Annotated in this window: 11 protein-coding genes; 5 read left to right on the top strand and 6 right to left on the bottom strand. The window is 38.3% G+C overall.

Annotation, left to right across the window (positions count from 1 at the left end; translation table 11 throughout):
* Nucleotides 1-137: 137 nt before the first annotated feature.
* On the top strand, nt 138-716 hold the full coding sequence (locus ACE1SE_RS10330; protein ID WP_374050822.1) for a hypothetical protein: 579 nt from the start codon (nt 138-140) through the stop codon (nt 714-716).
* A gap of 523 nt (nt 717-1239) precedes the next feature.
* Entirely contained in the window at nt 1240-1785 is a 546-nt protein-coding gene (locus ACE1SE_RS10325; protein ID WP_374050821.1) for a YniB family protein, read from the top strand.
* 154 nt (nt 1786-1939) lie between these two features.
* Here the strand turns inward: ACE1SE_RS10325 and ACE1SE_RS10320 are convergent, their stop codons facing one another.
* The 5 genes from ACE1SE_RS10320 to ACE1SE_RS10300 form a co-directional block, all read right to left on the bottom strand.
* Nucleotides 1940-2803 (bottom strand): fructosamine kinase family protein, encoded by an 864-nt coding sequence (locus ACE1SE_RS10320; protein ID WP_374050820.1) that lies wholly within the window; start codon nt 2801-2803, stop codon nt 1940-1942.
* Between the two features lie 132 nt (nt 2804-2935).
* The gene (locus ACE1SE_RS10315) at nt 2936-3832 is read right to left on the bottom strand and encodes a metal ABC transporter permease (protein ID WP_374050819.1); all 897 of its coding nucleotides are present in this window, start codon (nt 3830-3832) and stop codon (nt 2936-2938) included.
* Nucleotides 3829-4704 (bottom strand): metal ABC transporter permease, encoded by an 876-nt coding sequence (locus ACE1SE_RS10310; protein WP_374050818.1) that lies wholly within the window; start codon nt 4702-4704, stop codon nt 3829-3831. Before ACE1SE_RS10310 ends, ACE1SE_RS10315 begins: the two co-directional genes overlap by 4 nt.
* Nucleotides 4701-5612, bottom strand: coding sequence for a manganese/iron ABC transporter ATP-binding protein (locus ACE1SE_RS10305; protein ID WP_374050817.1), 912 nt, complete (start codon nt 5610-5612; stop codon nt 4701-4703). Before ACE1SE_RS10305 ends, ACE1SE_RS10310 begins: the two co-directional genes overlap by 4 nt.
* Complete coding sequence (locus ACE1SE_RS10300) at nt 5609-6523, bottom strand: metal ABC transporter substrate-binding protein (RefSeq protein WP_374050816.1); 915 nt, start codon at nt 6521-6523, stop codon at nt 5609-5611. Before ACE1SE_RS10300 ends, ACE1SE_RS10305 begins: the two co-directional genes overlap by 4 nt.
* Before the next feature lie 298 nt (nt 6524-6821).
* On the opposite strand from ACE1SE_RS10300, the gene ACE1SE_RS10295 reads away from it, so the two are divergent.
* The 3 genes from ACE1SE_RS10295 (at nt 6822) to ACE1SE_RS10285 (ending at nt 15568) form a co-directional block, all read left to right on the top strand.
* On the top strand, nt 6822-7502 hold the full coding sequence (locus ACE1SE_RS10295) for a transglycosylase SLT domain-containing protein (RefSeq protein WP_374050815.1): 681 nt from the start codon (nt 6822-6824) through the stop codon (nt 7500-7502).
* A gap of 506 nt (nt 7503-8008) precedes the next feature.
* Nucleotides 8009-9025 (top strand): hypothetical protein, encoded by a 1017-nt coding sequence (locus ACE1SE_RS10290; RefSeq protein WP_374050814.1) that lies wholly within the window; start codon nt 8009-8011, stop codon nt 9023-9025.
* A 528-nt stretch (nt 9026-9553) separates the two neighbouring features.
* Entirely contained in the window at nt 9554-15568 is a 6015-nt protein-coding gene (locus tag ACE1SE_RS10285; RefSeq protein ID WP_374050813.1) for an inverse autotransporter beta domain-containing protein, read from the top strand.
* 317 nt (nt 15569-15885) lie between these two features.
* Here ACE1SE_RS10285 and ACE1SE_RS10280 read toward each other — a convergent pair whose 3' ends face one another.
* Nucleotides 15886-17694, bottom strand: coding sequence for a hypothetical protein (locus ACE1SE_RS10280; RefSeq protein ID WP_374050812.1), 1809 nt, complete (start codon nt 17692-17694; stop codon nt 15886-15888).
* Between the last annotated feature and the right edge of the window lie 172 nt (nt 17695-17866).

The following is a 17866-nucleotide window of genomic DNA, read 5'->3' as shown; positions in this document are numbered from 1 at the left end:
TTTATACTAAAGCAGATAGGTGAATAAGTTACGTGATGTAACAGTTATCATTTCAGTGCTCTATCAGTGATGAAATAATAGTAAATCAAAAAAATATTTGAACGATATTTTTGATGATTTCATTAGAAGGGGGTTATATGAAGCTTTTATTTAGTATCGTTTTGACAATTTTATCTTTAATCATACAGCCAGTGTTGGCTTGGCAGGATTATAATATAAGCTTTGTGAATCAGCTGTCACCTGAAAGCATTAATGCACCTTTTGAACCAGTTTCTAATGATATTTATTATTTTTCCAGAATAAATGACTCGTGTATAGCTAAACCGGGTGAATTAAATTTCAAGCTTGACAAAGATTCACATAAAGATATATCCGTTCAGGATATTAACTCCGGTGCGACGTGTGTAGGGAGACAGAAAAAAATAATTTGGGCGGTGAGTACGAAAGATTATCCGGCCAGCCTAGACTCTAACGCTTGTTTATTGCAATGGAGTGTTACTCTCTATTGGTCAATACCTGTTGCTCCTCAATGGTATACAGCTGTTACGAGCACCTGCAATGACTTTATTATAAAGGCAACGTGCCAAAATCAGGATTGTTACAATTATTGTTCAGATCTGAATGATTGCTCTATGGGGAATACACAGCATGTTGGCGGCTTTAAACCTGAAGAGATAAAGATCTTTTTTGAAGAGAAAGCACATACCAAACTTTGAATGTAATCACCTGTTTCTTTGGGAAATTGAATCTATATAAAAGGTGCTCCTCTTTTAACTCCTTGATTTAACGGAATTCTTGTCCGTGCGGGAAATTAGTAAAATCAACAGGTTAGATAAAGGTGGGATTTCCCACCTTTGCAACTCATTGATTTGTCCGAGTCCGTCACTTTGGCTCAGCCATTAGGGAAATCCCAATAGTTGATTTACGTGCTGGAAAAAGGATTGAACGCATTGATTTTATTACTTTTATTGGTCTAAAACCCCTCTTTCCTTCCGTTTCAAACGGGGGTGTGGGACTTGAAAGCCCATTTGCGTAAAGGGCGGATTTCTGTCCTATAGTGATAGTGACTTCCTTTTTATCCTTACCTTGACACTCTCCATTTATCCCGCCTAATGTTATAAAATTCATTACTACATGCCGTAGTGAGTGCGTTTTTTGTTTGTACATGTTCGTGTTCATATATAAGTTTATGAAGGCGATATTTTTATATAATTTATTGTTTTTAATGGGTAATTTAATATGTACACGTATCAAAAAACAGGATATGTAGCTATCGCTAAGCGAATTTTGGGCTGGATTATTTTTGTACCTTCCCTGTTGTCGACTTTTGTCTCAGTGATTAACCTAGCCGCAGGACAGCATGGTGTTAAAAGTGATGGTGTTAACGCGGTGTTGAATGATTTTCTTCAGATGATGGCAGAAATGATTAAATTCAATACACCATTTTTGGATTTTTTCTGGAAGCATTCTCCAACCCCTGATCGTGTTGCTGAATTTACTGGGGAAAATATCAGCTTTTTTGTCATTTATATGCTGATGTTTATGGGATTGGCAATGAGTGCATCTGGATTGAGAATGTATCGTCAGTTTAAATTCATCAAAGAACGTATTGAAGATCAAATGGTCTTTGAACACGCGCAGGAAAGTGGAGTAACCAAGGAACAATTGAAAGCTAAAATTTCGTTCCCCTCTCATTCTTTATTCAGCCAGATTTTTATCCTTTACATATCACCAATCATTATCGGCGCAATTGCTTACTTCTTATTTAAATTTTTAGGATGGTAATGTAATTAAACGATAGTTAATAACAGTGCAAGGATGCCCAATGTCGAGTTTGGTTTAAAATGAATTTATATTTTTAATATGATAAATTTCACTTTTGAGTGATTGAGCTATTATCAATAATTAACTATCATATTAATTTAAGTTTTCCTTATACCTATTCAGATAAAAGTTTATCAATTATCTTTTGTATTAAAATAGAATTCTCTCCTCTGAAAAGATTACATCTATTTAACAAATAGTAAAGTTGGTAAATAGGTTGACGTTCAAGAAAATCTTTAGGCAATGGCCAGATACTCTGGTAACCATCAAATATTTGTAAAGGAATATCTGGGTAAAGTGGCAGCATCGCCAGATCACATTCGCGATCTCCCCAATAGCAGGCAGGATCAAAGGTAACGGCACAATTATCGTTCAATGATGCACAGTTCATGGGCCACAGGTCGCCATGCAGGAGAGAAGGTTGGGGGTGATGATGGTGTAGTTTGTCACTGATTACTTGAACAATCTGGTTAATATCTCCAAATACAATTCCCTTATCAGCGGCAAGTTGTAATTGCCAGCCGATGCGTTTTTCGGCGTAAAAACGATCCCAACGTTTTTGCCACCCGTTAGGTTGTATAGTGGTTGCCAGCATGTTATCAAAATCAAAGCCAAATTTAGGCTGTTCACTCCATTGATGTAACTTCGCCAGGTGTTGACCAAAAAGATATGCACTATGTGGGTTAAATGGTTTTATAGGTAAATGCTCCAGCAACAGGAAGCTATAGTTGCGGTCGTGACCGACATCATAAACATCAGGAACACGAGTTGTTTTGCTGCGAGCCAGTAATTCCAGTTGCTCTGCTTCTGCTTTAAAAATTGGCAGCATTTCTTTCACGTTGGATTTGATAAAGATGTGTTGTTCACCATATTTAATGTGCCAGGCACGGTGAATTTCTCCTCCGGTTAATTCCTTTTTATCGTGAATTTCAGCGTCACCAAAATGCTCACTTAATAGACGGTTCACTGTTTGCCACATGCTGCACCTCATTAAGTTGACAATTGCTATGCTTATATTACAGACAGATGTAACATTTGAACAGGGTAAAAAGAATTTTAATAGGAATTAATAAGGCCATATCTCAAATTTGATATGGCGCTCTATTATTTTTTAATTTGATTTTTCTGGAATTGATACCTCTTGGGATGAGATTTTTTCAAATGTTTCTTTGTTTGCTTTCTTGCAAGCTAATTTTATTTGGTCATAAATAAGTGCAATAGTGAAGAAAATTGCCTGAATGATTACGATACAAGGGCCTGTTTCACCATCAATATGGAAGCTGATGATTGTTCCAAGTACGCTGGATGATATAGAAGCAACCATTGCTACAATCAGCATACGATCAAAGCTCCGGCAAAGTATAAAAGCAATAATGCCGGGGGAGATTAACATTGCAATAACCAGAATGATACCGACGGCCTGCAAAGATGCAACAATTGTCAGGGCCAGCAGCGATAATAATCCATAATGGAGAAGTTTCACAGGAAGTCCAACCACTCGTGCCTGATTGGGATCGAAGCAGTAGAGCATGAAATCTTTTCTTTTTAATAACACAATAGCCAGCGTGATCCCTGCAATGTACAGGGTTTGGAGTAATTCATGCTGGGTTATGCCGAGTATGCTGCCGAATAAAATGTGTGTCAGGTGTTGATCCGTATCTATACGAGTAAACAGGACTAACCCAAATGCAAACATACCTGAGAAAACAATTCCCATGACCGTATCTTCTTTGATTCGGCTATGTTCTTTTAGATACCCTGTAGCAAATGCACAAGATATACCAGAAAGGAAAGCACCTATTGCAAGTGGTATTCCTGTTATAAAAGCGAGCACTATACCTGGCAAAACGGCATGGGAAATGGCATCTCCCATCAATGACCAACCCTTTAAGACTAAGTAACAGGAAAGTACAGCACAAACAGCTCCCACCATAATGGCAGCATAGATAGCTCGTCGCATAAACTCATGCATGAAAGGTTCAGTAATTAATTCAATAAATGTGTTCATGAGCGTTGTTCCTGAATCAATGCCAGAGATTCCTTTCTGGCTCGTTTGCGAGAGGCTAACGTGCCATGTTTAGGGGCAAAGAAGAACGCGAGTAAGAAAATCACTGTTTGTATGGTGACAATGACTCCCCCGGTTGCACCGTTGAGGAAATAACTCACATATGCACCGATGCCACTCGTGAGTGAACCGATGGCGACGGCAATAATCAGCAAATATTTAAACCTATCTGTTAATAAATAAGCGGTTGCACCAGGCGTTACAACCATTGCGATAACCAAGATAGCGCCTACTGTTTGTAATGCAGCAACGGTACAGGCACTTAATAAAGTGAAGAAAATGATTTTCAATCGTAACGGTGATAATCCAATAGAGCGTGCGTGGGTTTCATCAAAGAAAACAACCAACAGATCTTTCCAAAGTACCATTAAGATAATGAAGGAAACTGTAATAATAATTTCAACTTGTAAAACATCTTCATCAGCGATTCCCAGAATATTGCCTAAAATAATGGTCTGTACATTTACGGATGTAGGGTTTAAAGAAACGATCAACAATCCGACAGCAAAAAAAGTGGAGAATATAAAACCGATCACTGCATCTTCACGTAACCGAGTGATATGACGTACTAATGTCATTGATAATGCAGCGAGCATCCCTGTAAAAAAAGCACCACCTGCATAAGGTAAACCGAGAGCATATGCACCTGCGACACCGGGCACAACAGAGTGGGAGAGGGCATCTCCCATTAGCGACCAGCCTTTCAGCATCAGATAAGCGGATAAGAAAGCACAAACAGCCCCAACAATGGTGCTTACCCACATGGCTTTCACCATGTAGTTGTAACTGAATGGTTGTAAAAGCAGTTCCATCATGGTTGATTTTCCTTTTGTTTGGGGTTTTGCCGCGGTGGAATATGATGATCATGTCCGTAAAAGACGGCAGCACGCTCATCATCGGTTATCACTGTCAGTGAACGTGGATCATCATCTTTATGCAGTTCAGGAGCGGAAAGATTAATATGACGCAAGACACCACCGAAGGTAATTTCCAGATTTTTTTGAGTAAAAGTGCTTTTAGTTTGGCCACTTGCGAGCACAGTGCGGTTAATCAGAATAACGTGATCACAAAATTCAGGCACACTGCCAAGGTTATGCGTTGATACTAAGACCAAATGCCCTTCGTCACGTAGGTCACGAAGTAAGTCAATAATGGCATTTTCTGTTTTAACATCTACCCCAGTAAAAGGTTCATCCAGTAACAAAACTTTTCCTTCTTGAGCCAATGCACGGGCTAAAAATGCTCGTTTTTTCTGCCCGCCGGAAAGTTCACCAATTTGGCGATCACGCAATTCTGTCAGCCCGACACGTTCAAGGGCTTGATTGACAATTGCATGATCACGCTTACCGGGACGGCGCAAAAATCCCATTTTTCCATAGCGTCCCATCATTACAACATCGGAAACCAGAACCGGAAAATTCCAATCTACATCTTCAGTTTGAGGAACATATGCGATGATATTTTGTTTTAATGCGGTTCTGATAGGTTGCTTGTTGAGAGTCACTTTTCCTTGTGAAGGTGTTACTAATCCCATGATTGTTTTAAATAATGTGGATTTACCGCTGCCATTCATACCTACCAGCGCACAAATTGTGCCACCAGTAATGTCAAAACTGGCATCATAAATAGCAGTATGTCCATTGTTGTAAGTGACAGTGGCGTTATCCACAATTAAATGAGGACGCTCAAATAACGATTGGTGGTTTAATGATGAGCGATTCATTGATTAAATCCTTTTGCGATAGTGTCTACAGTGGTATTAAGTAGATCAATATAAGTTGGAACCGGTCCTTTTTGAGTGGAAAGGGAGTCTACATAAAGTACTCCGCCGTAACGAGCTCCTGTTTCTTTACTGACTTGTTTTGCTGGTTTATCTGAAACAGTGCTTTCACTAAAGACAACTGGGATCTTATTAGCTCTTACTGTATCAATGACACGGCGAACCTGTTGCGGGGAACCTTGTTCTTCAGCATTAATTGGCCACAAGTAAACTTCTTTGAAACCATAATCTTGTGTGAGATAGCTAAACGCGCCTTCACTGGTGACCAGCCAGCGTTGTTCTTTAGGAATACGAGAAAGACGTTCTCTAAGAGGCGCGTCCAATTGAGCCATTTTATCTGCATAAGCTTTAGCATTACGATTATAAATTTCGGCATTCTCAGGATCGTATTTGACAAAAGCTTTACGGATATTTTCGATATAGATCAGCGCATTCTTTGGCGACATCCAGGCATGAGGGTTAGGATTTTTATTGTAAGGACCTTCACGAATCGGTAAAGGAGTAATACCTTCGGTTATAACCGCAGCAGGTATATCTTGCATGTTTTCAAAGAAGCGCTCGAACCAGCGTTCTAAATTTAAGCCATTCCAGAGGATAAGGTCTGCACGCTGTGCCTTGATGATATCTTTGGGAGTGGGTTGATAATCATGGATTTCTGCACCAGGTTTAGTGATTGACTCGACAATTGCTGCGTCTCCTGCGACATTTTGAGCCATATCCTGAATAATAGTAAATGTTGTAACCACTCTGAATTTTTTCTCGGCATGAGCTTGCTGGCTGAATAACGCTATTGTGAATAGAACAAGGATCAGATTGAATATCGGAAAATCAGAAAGAGAATGTTTTTTATTCATTATGGTAAACCTTACTTGTTGTACATATAATTATTGATAATGATTATCAGTATCATTTGTGTAAAGTCAAGGCGATAGAGACAAAATTGATGATAAATTCGATAGACGTTCCTTAAATTCTTACTGATTGATATGACAACGACACACTTCATGTCATGCGAACAAAAAACAGCATATTGCCTAGCGTTAGCCACGAGCAATAAAGAGATTTATTTTGATAAGCGCTAGAAAAATATTTTTGGTTTATCAGTAAAATTATATATCCTTTATAAGATTAATTTTATTTAGAGGAAGCAGCGTGAAATTAAAGTTATGTTACATTATAGCAATATTATTGTTGTCAGGATGTACAGGCCAACAAGTATATCAATCAAACAGTAATAAACAAACAACAGCAAAACGTATGCTTGACGGCAATAAGGCTGCTTTTGGTACCCGTAAATTGACAAATAGGTTTAAATCCACCCCATTTGATGGTTTGATTGCGCAATCAGCAAAACGTTATGGTGTTGATGAAACGCTCATCAAAGCGATTATTCAGGTAGAATCAGGTTTTCGTCCAGAGGTTGTTAGTAAATCGAATGCAGTTGGGTTAATGCAGATTAAGGCGTCTACGGCAGGGCGAGATGCTTACAGAGTGAAAGGGAAATCAGGACAACCAACGATGCGTGAATTGAAAGATCCTGAAACCAACATTGACCTTGGTACTGCCTATATCAGCATATTGAAAAAACAGCATCTGGAAGGTATATCTAATCCAGAAACACTGTACTATGCAACGATAGTTGCTTATGTAAATGGTGCAGGGGCATTATTGCGAACGTTTGATGCAAACCGAGTGTTGGCAATTAATAAAATTAATAGAATGACTCCTAATGAGTTCTATCAATATGTTCAAAATAATCATCCTGCACCACAGGCTTCGCGTTATTTATGGAAAGTTAAAAATGCGTATCGTGCTTTAGGAGTAACTTATTAATTGCAATCGATGAAATTGAGTTAGAACAAACTTGGTAGCCTGTTTTTTTATCGAGAAAAACAAATTTTTTGTCAATTATAAACATTTTACAAGCAATATTGATTATTAATCTTTAATTAAAAACGTCCCTGATAATGTATAGTTAAAATTATTTTTCTAATAAAATGGTCTGTTTAATAAAAAATAATTATTACCCGATAACAAAAAGTAATTTGAATTAATCGAATGCAATGGGCATTTTATATGGTGACTTATATTTGCTTTTTACTTATAGGCCATAATATTAAGATTAAACTATGCATCCTTAAAACTAATATATGCCATGACTATAAATGAAGATAATATAAAATTACATGAAATTTATTTAAAGATATTAATGTTTGACTTAAACTTTTGGATGGAAAAGGAAGGTAATGATTTTCATGAGTTTTATTGTCAATAAATAAAAAATTAAGTGATTATGTCCTGAAATTATATATAAAAAATACTCAATTAAGGAGTAATTCATGAAAAGTCTAGAAGATATAACTCTCTCTCCACCTACATTTCCACAGGCACATGGAACCGATACCATTAACATACACGATCTGCGTATAATGAATACTGAATATATATTAATGGAAGTGCCAAGATATGATGATGCTAAGACTGGCGATGAAATAGATGGATATCTTTGCTTAGATGATGATAACAGTGTGGTTATAAAAAACAGACCATATTCTGTTAGCCCAAGTACATTACATTCATCCCCATATATATTACTATTTCCTGTGGATGAAATTTCTAAATATGGTGCTTATCAAGCTAAGTATAAGGTAATAAGTCATGGTAATGAGCGTGAATCACCAACAGTGAATATAAAATTTATATTCTTTGATTCATCTAAATTATCTGATTATATTCCTGGTGTTCCAGAAGCTACAGGCAAACAAGGCACCTTGCTGACAAAAGATGATTATTATCGGTTAGATCAGTTGAAAGTCATTGTGCCAGTTTATGAGGGAATGGCTCCTGGGCATACTGTCAGGGTTTTATGGAAAGGACGTCGTAGTGATATTACATACGTATCACCTCTTCAGACAGTAAATAATGTAATACCGATGACATTCTATATTCCTCGTATGGAGTTTATTGACACTATTGGTGATACTGCTACGTTGCATTTTTCAGTAACAAGAACACCTGGTGATGTTGTTGAGTACTCAGGAGATTTACAGCTTGAGATTGAAGGGCAACCGCTTAATTTACCTGCACCCAACCTTGAATACAATGATGGTTCTATTCAAGTCATAATAAGTTATCCCGATATGAGATTAAGTCAAACAGTAAACATCCGGTTGGTAGGCCAGACAATGTGGCAAACTAATTATCAAATACTTGATAATGTAGAACATATAGCAATAGATATCCCTTATGATTGGGCACAAGAAAATAGCGGAAAATTGGTTTTGATTGACTACGCTGTAGGTGATATATATGGAAGCAGAGATAGTTTCTCCCATATATTAAGACGAGTATTATAACATATTAATCTAAATACAGAATAGTTATTGAAATATCTAATAAGCTTCGTTTAACTTAACGAGGCTTATTGTTATTTTTTGAGTGAGTATTTAACTCAGATCACCATCACCTTGACTGATTACGTTATTTAAAATAGTTATCACGCGATAACTATTTTAAATAACGTAAAAATAAAATATGCAACTAATATCATATTAGAAGTAGATCCGAATCATTCTATGGGTAAGTGTGAGCGTAACTAAAAATCCGAGTTAATATCATAGCTTATAAGGTGTTTTTATATGTTATTATATATTGGCAAAGGCACTGTCTTATTCTTTTTTCTTTATACGTTAATGGTACCCTATACAATAACGAGTTCCTTTGCAGATAGCCATCTAACATCTGAAAAAATATACACGAAAAAAACAGATGGCAAAGATAATATAAGTGTTCGAGTTAATGAATCAAGCAAAAAAAACAGAGTTAAGAAAAACGATCGCACTGCTGATTCTAATACACCCAGTATTATTGCTAAAAATATCCAGATGGCAGGCAATATCCTGTCATCTTCGCCTGCAGAACTGGCAGAGCAAGCCAAATCCTATGCGATAGGACAGTTTAATAATACAATATCTTCCGGTGCACAAAAATGGTTATCACAGTTTGGTACTGTCAGAATTAATTTTGGGCTAGATAAAAAGGGAACACTAAAAAACAACTCATTCGATCTGTTACTGCCGCTTTATGATAATAAAGCAGATTGGTTGTTCTTTTCCCAACTGGGTTATCGCAACAAAGATAGTAGGGACACCATGAATGTAGGATTAGGTGGGCGTTATTTTTCTCAAAACTGGATGTATGGACTGAATACTTTTTATGATTACGACCTGACGGGTAAAAATCAGCGTCTTGGTCTGGGCGGAGAAATAGGGGGAGACTACATTAAACTTTCCGCTAATACCTATTATCGTTTAACTAACTGGAAAGACTCACGGAATTTTGTCGGCTATTATGAACGCCCTGCCAACGGTTATGACATTAATGGGGAGTTTTTCTTACCTACTTACCCTCATCTGGGTGCCAAACTGACCTATGAACAGTATTTTGGCGATAACGTAACTTTATTCAATCGTGACACGAAACAGAAAAACCCTAACTTGGCTAAATTGGGGCTGACTTACACTCCGGTTCCGCTATTTACCTTGGGTATGGATTATAAACAAGGGGGAAGCGGGCACAGCGAAACACAGTTTTTGGCGAATTTTAACTATAAACTGGGTGTTCCCCTGAGCGTGCAGTTATCACCAGAAAATGTAGCGGTGGCGAGGACATTAGCGGGCAGCCGTTATGACCTGATAGAAAGAAATAATCATATTGTGCTTGAGCACCAGAAAAAGCCGATTGCGCAATTATCGTTACCGGAAACGATCGTTGGATACAGCCAGTCGCAGCACGAGATTACCGTCAAACTATCCTCTAATGCCTTTGTTAAACAGATTCATTGGGCAACAAACCAGGATTTTGAACAGCATGGTGGGAAACTCTCTTCCCATGTCGGTCACATAATAAAAATCACCCTGCCAACCTATTTATCCGGCGATAACCAGAATAACAATTATCCCATTTATGCACTGGCTGAATTGGAAGATGGCCAAAAATCAGCGCCTGTTGCGATGCGTGTGATTGTCAGGCCCTTTATGCTGAAAAAACAGGAAGAGGCTTATTTTACCCCTGCTGGGCCATTACCTGCGACGGGGAATAAAAAAGATGGCTATACGTTTAACCCAGTGATTACCTTTGATACGGTTAATGGTACACCAATAAAAAATGCTACTATCAGCCATGTTCAGTGGATAACCGATCCTAAAATCGGCTCAGATACGGGGTTGCAATGGATTGACTGGGAACCCTCAGATTCTGTGGCACTGGATGAAAATGGGTATTTCAAACGCAAACCTGTCTTAATAAGTAGCCGACTACATAAAGATGTCAAAGTGTACCTGCAACTGGATAGCCAGTCGCCACAATTAGTGGGCGAGGTCAGCTTTGATGAAAACCCGGCCAGTTTCCACGTTGATAAAGTTGAGGTTTTACCGTCAGTACCGTCACTGATAGCCAATGGTTCCCAGGCTTACACCTACAGTGCTGTGGTATTAGATAGTGATAACAATCCAGTGAGAAACCAAAAAATCGCCAATGTGAATTGGAGTAAGGACAAGGACCATGACGGGCTTATTTGGAATCCATTAAATGGTGAAGTCAAAACGGATGAAGAAGGGAAATTAACGACAAGTCTGGCCAGTACAAAGGAAATAAAGGATGTCACGGTTTCACTTGCCATTGGCAGTCACAAACCTGTGCCGGCAGGACAGCCCGTCTCTTTTATTGTGGATACGCCGAAATATCATATTAGTAGCAATATTGTGAATATAGATCAGGCCGGTTCTTTGATTGCGAACGGCCAGAACTTTTATACCTATATGGCTATCATCATTGATAGTCAAGGGAATAAAGTAAAGAACCAAAAAATTGCCAATGTGAAGTGGAGTATTAAGCAGGGTAAAAATGATGTGAGTTCTAATCCAAATCTCACGTTTACGACTAGCGGGGATACAACGGGTAATCAGGGGGAATTAATTGCCTACCTGAGAAGTAAGGAGGCGATACAAGATGTGCTGGTTTCACTTTCCACTGAAGGCCAAGATCCTGTTCCTGCGCAACGCCCGGTTACCTTTACTGCGGATACGTCGAAATATCGTATTAAAATGGTGAGTGTTGAGCCGCCAGGAACAGGCTCTTTGGTTGCGAATGACCAAGATACTTATACCTATAAGGCGGTCATCATTGATAGCGAGAAGAATCCGGTACTGAAGCAAAAAATTACCGGCGTGAAGTGGCGCGTTACGACGAAGGATGGTCATGACTTGAGTTCCAATCAGGATTTCATGTTGACGGATGACGGGGATACAACGGGTAATCAGGGGGAATTAATTGCCTACCTGAAAAGTAAGGAGGCGATACAAGATGTGCTGGTTTCACTTGCCATTGAAGGCCAAGATCCTGTTCCTGCGCAACGCCCGGTTACCTTTACTGCGGATACGTCGAAATATCGTATTAAAATGGTGAGTGTTGAGCCGCCAGGAACAGGCTCTTTGGTTGCGAATGACCAAGATACTTATACCTATAAGGCGGTCATCATTGATAGCGAGAAGAATCCGGTACTGAAGCAAAAAATTACCGGCGTGAAGTGGCGCGTTACGACGAAGGATGGTCATGACTTGAGTTCCAATCAGGATTTCATGTTGACGGATGACGGGGATACAACGGGTAATCAGGGGGAATTAATTGCCTACCTGAAAAGTAAGGAGGCGATACAAGATGTGCTGGTTTCACTTGCCATTGAAGGCCAAGATCCTGTTCCTGCGCAACGCCCGGTTACCTTTACTGCGGATACGTCGAAATATCGTATTAAAATAGTGAGTGTTGAGCCGCCAGGAACAGGCTCTTTGGTTGCGAATGACCAAGATACTTATACCTATAAGGCGGTCATCATTGATAGCGAGAAGAATCCGGTACTGAAGCAAAAAATTACTGGCGTGAAGTGGCGCGTTACGACGAAGGATGGTCATGACTTGAGTTCCAATCAGGATTTCACGTTGACGGATGACGGGGATACAACGGGTAATCAGGGGGAATTAATCGCCTACCTGAAAAGTAAGGAGGCGATACAAGATGTGCTGGTTTCACTTGCCATTGAAGGCCAAGATCCTGTTCCTGCGCAACGCCCGGTTACCTTTACTGCGGATACGTCGAAATATCGTATTAAAATAGTGAGTGTTGAGCCGCCAGGAACAGGCTCTTTGGTTGCGAATGACCAAGATACTTATACCTATAAGGCGGTCATCATTGATAGCGAGAAGAATTCGGTACTGAAGCAAAAAATTACCGGCGTGAAGTGGCGCGTTACGACGAAGGATGGTCATGACTTGAGTTCCAATCAGGATTTCACGTTGACGGATGACGGGGATACAACGGGTAATCAGGGGGAATTAATCGCCTACCTGAAAAGTAAGGAAGCGATACAAGATGTGCTGGTTTCACTTTCTATTGAAGGCCAAGATCCTGTTCCTGCGCAACGCCCGGTTACCTTTACTGCGGATACGTCGAAATATCGTATTAAAATAGTGAGTGTTGAGCCGCCAGGAACAGGCTCTTTGGTTGCGAATGACCAAGATACTTATACCTATAAGGCGGTCATCATTGATAGCGAGAAGAATTCGGTACTGAAGCAAAAAATTACCGGCGTGAAGTGGCGCGTTACGACGAAGGATGGTCATGACTTGAGTTCCAATCAGGATTTCACGTTGACGGATGACGGGGATACAACGGGTAATCAGGGGGAATTAATCGCCTACCTGAAAAGTAAGGAAGCGATACAAGATGTGCTGGTTTCACTTTCTATTGAAGGTCAAGATCCTGTTCCTGCGCAACGCCCGGTTACCTTTACTGCGGATACCCAAGATTATCGGATTAGCGGGGATATTCAGGTCAGCCCGTCAGGAACGTTAACGGCAGATGGTGCCCAAAAATATACCTATACGGCGGCTATCGTTGGAATTGATGGAAAACCTGTTCAAGGAGGGGAAATTATTCATAATGCGACATGGAAGATAGAGCACCCAGCTAATCCTAACGCTTATGGACTCATACTCGATCAATCAGATATGACAATAGATGGCAAGGGGCAATTAACGGCAACCTTAACCAGTACTAAGGCAATTAATGGGGTTGTTGTTTCACTCACGGTGGGAAAACAAAAGCCGATTCAGGCAAAGCCAGCAGTAGATTTCAAACCGAAACAGGTGTCAATAGCAGTGACACCACCAAGCCCAATATTGGTAGGTAAAAATTATACCCTGACCGTTAACGTTAAGGATGCGACGGGTAATAATTCGGAGCCTAATAAAAAAGTTAACTGGAGCCTAAAAACGCCCAATCAGAAAGGGGTAACACTTAATCCAACAATCAGTACAACTCAGGGGGATGGGACTGCTTCCACAACATTGACCAGTACGCAGGCTCAAACAGTGACGGTAGAGGCTTCTGTCGAAGGCGTTGAAACTGTGAAGTCAGTGGATGTGGAATTCAAATGGCCAACCATTCAGAAACCAACAGTTGCCGAAAAAACGGGAACAGTGCCTGCGGATGGAGATAAAAATCCGCAACACGCTTACCACTATACCGCTCATGTGTTTGGTGCTGATGGCACAACACCTTATACAGAGCAAGATATTAAGTTTAAGTGGCGGTTAAAATCTGAGAAGGGTAGTACTCCGAAAAATACCTGGTTATCAGAACCAGGGGAAGTTACCGTTCAACCTGATGGTACATTAAAAGTTCAATTGCTGAGCAGTCAGGAAAACCCGGTAGTGACAGGTGCAATTGTGTGTCTTGTTGCTGTTGATGAAAAGTCTGCTGAGATCTCTGAAACAGAACAATGTGCTGAAGCTGTGGATTTTAAAAAACCATTGGAGTTTTTTGAAATAACACATCTTAAGGTTGATGGTTTTAATCCCAACAATCCTCGCTTGGGGGACGGTAATCATTCTTATACCTATACGGCAACGATTATTCAGAAGAATGGAAATCAGATACGAACACCATCTGATGGAGATAAGATAGATGCTAAATGGGATACAAACTTTAAAGCCGGAAAAATGTATAATAATAAGCCGGAGTGGGAAATTAAGAGTAATAATACAGTACGGAATGGTCAAATAACAGCCGTTTTGACCAGCAGTGTTGGTATTGGAAATATTGAGAAGAATCAGGTGAGTAATGGTTTGATAGTAACTTTATCAGTTCCAAATGGAGAAAAAAATTCTTCTAAAGAAGCTGATGCAGTTGTATTTGAACCTGTTACTCAGACAGAAGCGTGGCTCCACGTATTCAGTGACAAAAAACCTGATGGAAATTTATATAAAGAACAAAATAGACCTTATAATGTGTTCGATGGGCTAAAAGCACAATTAGTAGATAAGTTGACAGGAAAGCCGATTTCCCAAAGTAATGATGAAGTTGAGATTACAGGCGGTCAGATTGGTAACCTTGGTAATCAAGATTCTAATAATAAAGGCGTAATCCGTTTTAGTTTTCCAGAAGGAAAAACGACTTTAGAAATGACAGTTCAAAAACCCAATTATGCTAGGTATAGATACAATTATCATTTTGATATAAAAAGGTATTTTCTCGATAATAATACTATCGATTTGATTGGGACTGATTCTGACGCAGACTGTGCTGGTGGTGTTTCAGGTAATGAAATAAAAAATATTACTAATATAGACTTGGTTGATGGAGATAATTCATTAACCAAGGAGTTCCCCGATAGCTTTAATTGGGGAATACTTGATTACTTTGATCCTACTGGAACAGTTTCAGTGATTGTCCCAACGTATGATGGTTCTACAAAGTCTTTATTTGACCTTCGCACTGATCGAATACTTCAAGATGATAATGGGAAAGGGTATTTATTGTGTGTAATTCATTCTGATATATAGAATTATAACTGGTTTGGATTTTATAATTACTACCCCGAAGAATATTATCGGGGTAGTAATTATATAAAATCTCTGGCGTAATCGTATAAATGATTAAATGTCGTTTATGTTAACAAGGCCTACTTATAAGGGTAATTCTCTCTAAAAAATGGCATATTCATAAATAGAGTTTTCTCGTAATTTTAATGAATTATAGAGATTCTAAAGCTTATGGAAAATAACTTCTTACTGATAATTGAATGAATAAATCCCAAGAGAATGTTTCTTGGGATTTAGAGATATATTTATTTTGGTAAGTTAAGGTTTATTATATTTCCTTAGGAACATCCATAATAATCATCATCTGCACCTATTATTGAAGAATAGGTAGAAATATTACCTTCCCAAACTTTACTTGTTAATTTTTTATTGGTTTTACTATTTTCTATTATATAATCAATATATAATTTTGTTGGTTGATCTTCTCCTATTGGTTGGATATCCTTAAGAAAACAGAATGGAATAGTGACTATTTGGAATTTAGAATTATTATTGCTATCTATTTTCAATTTACTATCAGTTAGATCCAGAGTATATGATGTGTTTTTCACAGCACCAGTGTAGGATTCTATAGTTACTCTGACTTGGCCTTTTTGATTAGAAGATGGTAAATTTCCTTTAGCTCCATTACCTGAAACTTGCACTGCAACATATAACCCCGCATTTTCTTTATTATCAGTACCGTCACCAAAATCAAGCCCTACGCTTATCATATCAAAGGTAACATAAGATGATTCATTAACTCTACCATCTCCACTACCAGGATGAATAGAATCTTTTTGTATATAAGTAGAATATACTTGAGGTTTATCATAAAACCTATCTTTATCCGGCTCTGGAGAATCATCATGATTAACATAGTTCATATATAAAGAGTCGGAGTACATAATGTTATTATGCTCAGATATTATGGCATAATATATTCCACCTGGTTTATTAGGTTCCAATTGATCATATGAGAAAGAAAATATCTTATCTTCTATTTTATCCACATTGTTATTAATTCTATATGTTGGGGATAATAAAGTTTTTTGATTTGTTCCATCATATTCAGTAAAGAATGCAATAACATCTTTCGAACTGGGCGTCATATACCCGGCATATGAATTAACACTCACCGTAAAATCTGTTTGCCCAGGTTGCTTCTTAAGTGTCCCTCCCACTTCCATCTCATTGATAAAAGGATTATCTAAAGGATGATTTTTGGAATAGGCTGGGTATATACACAGCACTGCCGTATAGTCATCTCTAGTCAAATTTTGTATTTTAGCCACAAAATCAACTCTTCCTTCCGCTCCTGCTGTTGGATATGCACGGAAACTAATTTCCCCCTGCGGGTTGCTTGTTAGTACAAAGAAATCTCGCCCATCGGGAAGAGTCAGGATATTCATTGGTTCAACAGCCCCTGCAACCGGGTCGTTGGTTATTTCTATTAACCCAGAAGAAGGTGATAGTTGATTATGTTTTTGGGCTGCAATAAGAACCTGAATATTACCGATTGGTTTCGTCTTATTATCACTAATAATGCCAGAATATAAACGATAAGTGCTGTTTTGATCACTGATTGGATTAACCGTGGTCGGTGTTGCTATAAATTCATGTGGGGTTTTTAAGATAATCGAATTTTCTAAGATATTATCTATCACAGTATATGTAACAGACCTGTCATTAAACCCGGTGATAGGCTTGCTGTGTTTATCGTGAACGGAGATTGAGAGATCAAGTTGATTGTTTTTATTAGATTTATGGATGGTTAATGCTAATATGGCCTCGCCATAACTATCAACTCTATTTTTAGAAATTACGACAGTGTAATTTTTATATGTTTTGTAGCTAATGGATTTTTTACCTGTTTGGTCTTGTATTATTACTGAACCGATATTATTAAGGGAAGCAATATCATCTGTAGTTGATTTTATAGTAACTTTAAGATAAATCTCCTGGCCTACTAAAACATTAGAATCATTCTCTAATGATAGAGTAACTTGATAATCATCTTTTGTAGGAATTGATTTCCCCGAAGATTGAGGTGATTGATTGTTTTGAGATGTATCTTGTCTTTTGAGTATTTCTTTATTTTTATTCATTTCTATTTCCTTATGTAATAAAATTATTTCAATATTTTTTACTTTGATAAAGTAATAAATGAAATTAATGATGATTTATTGAAAATAATTTCAATGAATCTATTGTTTTCATATTTTTAAATAAAAGTGACTTTGTTTCCAATGAAAAAAAGTTATCACATTATGGCATTGC

Source organism: Xenorhabdus taiwanensis (assembly GCF_036512875.1).
Taxonomy (GTDB): domain Bacteria; phylum Pseudomonadota; class Gammaproteobacteria; order Enterobacterales; family Enterobacteriaceae; genus Xenorhabdus; species Xenorhabdus taiwanensis.
This window is presented reverse-complemented; position numbering and strand designations above follow the sequence as displayed.

Bases quoted from the DNA above. Each gene is read 5' to 3' on its own strand.
- ACE1SE_RS10305 (WP_374050817.1), bottom strand. From the start codon at position 5,612: ATGAATCGCTCATCATTAAACCACCAATCGTTATTTGAGCGTCCTCAT.
- ACE1SE_RS10280 (WP_374050812.1), bottom strand. From the start codon at position 17,694: ATGAATAAAAATAAAGAAATACTCAAAAGACAAGATACATCTCAAAAC.
- ACE1SE_RS10330 (WP_374050822.1), top strand. From the start codon at position 138: ATGAAGCTTTTATTTAGTATCGTTTTGACAATTTTATCTTTAATCATA.
- ACE1SE_RS10290 (WP_374050814.1), top strand. From the start codon at position 8,009: ATGAAAAGTCTAGAAGATATAACTCTCTCTCCACCTACATTTCCACAG.
- ACE1SE_RS10315 (WP_374050819.1), bottom strand. From the start codon at position 3,832: ATGAACACATTTATTGAATTAATTACTGAACCTTTCATGCATGAGTTT.
- ACE1SE_RS10320 (WP_374050820.1), bottom strand. From the start codon at position 2,803: ATGTGGCAAACAGTGAACCGTCTATTAAGTGAGCATTTTGGTGACGCT.
- ACE1SE_RS10325 (WP_374050821.1), top strand. From the start codon at position 1,240: ATGTACACGTATCAAAAAACAGGATATGTAGCTATCGCTAAGCGAATT.
- ACE1SE_RS10285 (WP_374050813.1), top strand. From the start codon at position 9,554: ATGGCAGGCAATATCCTGTCATCTTCGCCTGCAGAACTGGCAGAGCAA.
- ACE1SE_RS10310 (WP_374050818.1), bottom strand. From the start codon at position 4,704: ATGATGGAACTGCTTTTACAACCATTCAGTTACAACTACATGGTGAAA.
- ACE1SE_RS10300 (WP_374050816.1), bottom strand. From the start codon at position 6,523: ATGAATAAAAAACATTCTCTTTCTGATTTTCCGATATTCAATCTGATC.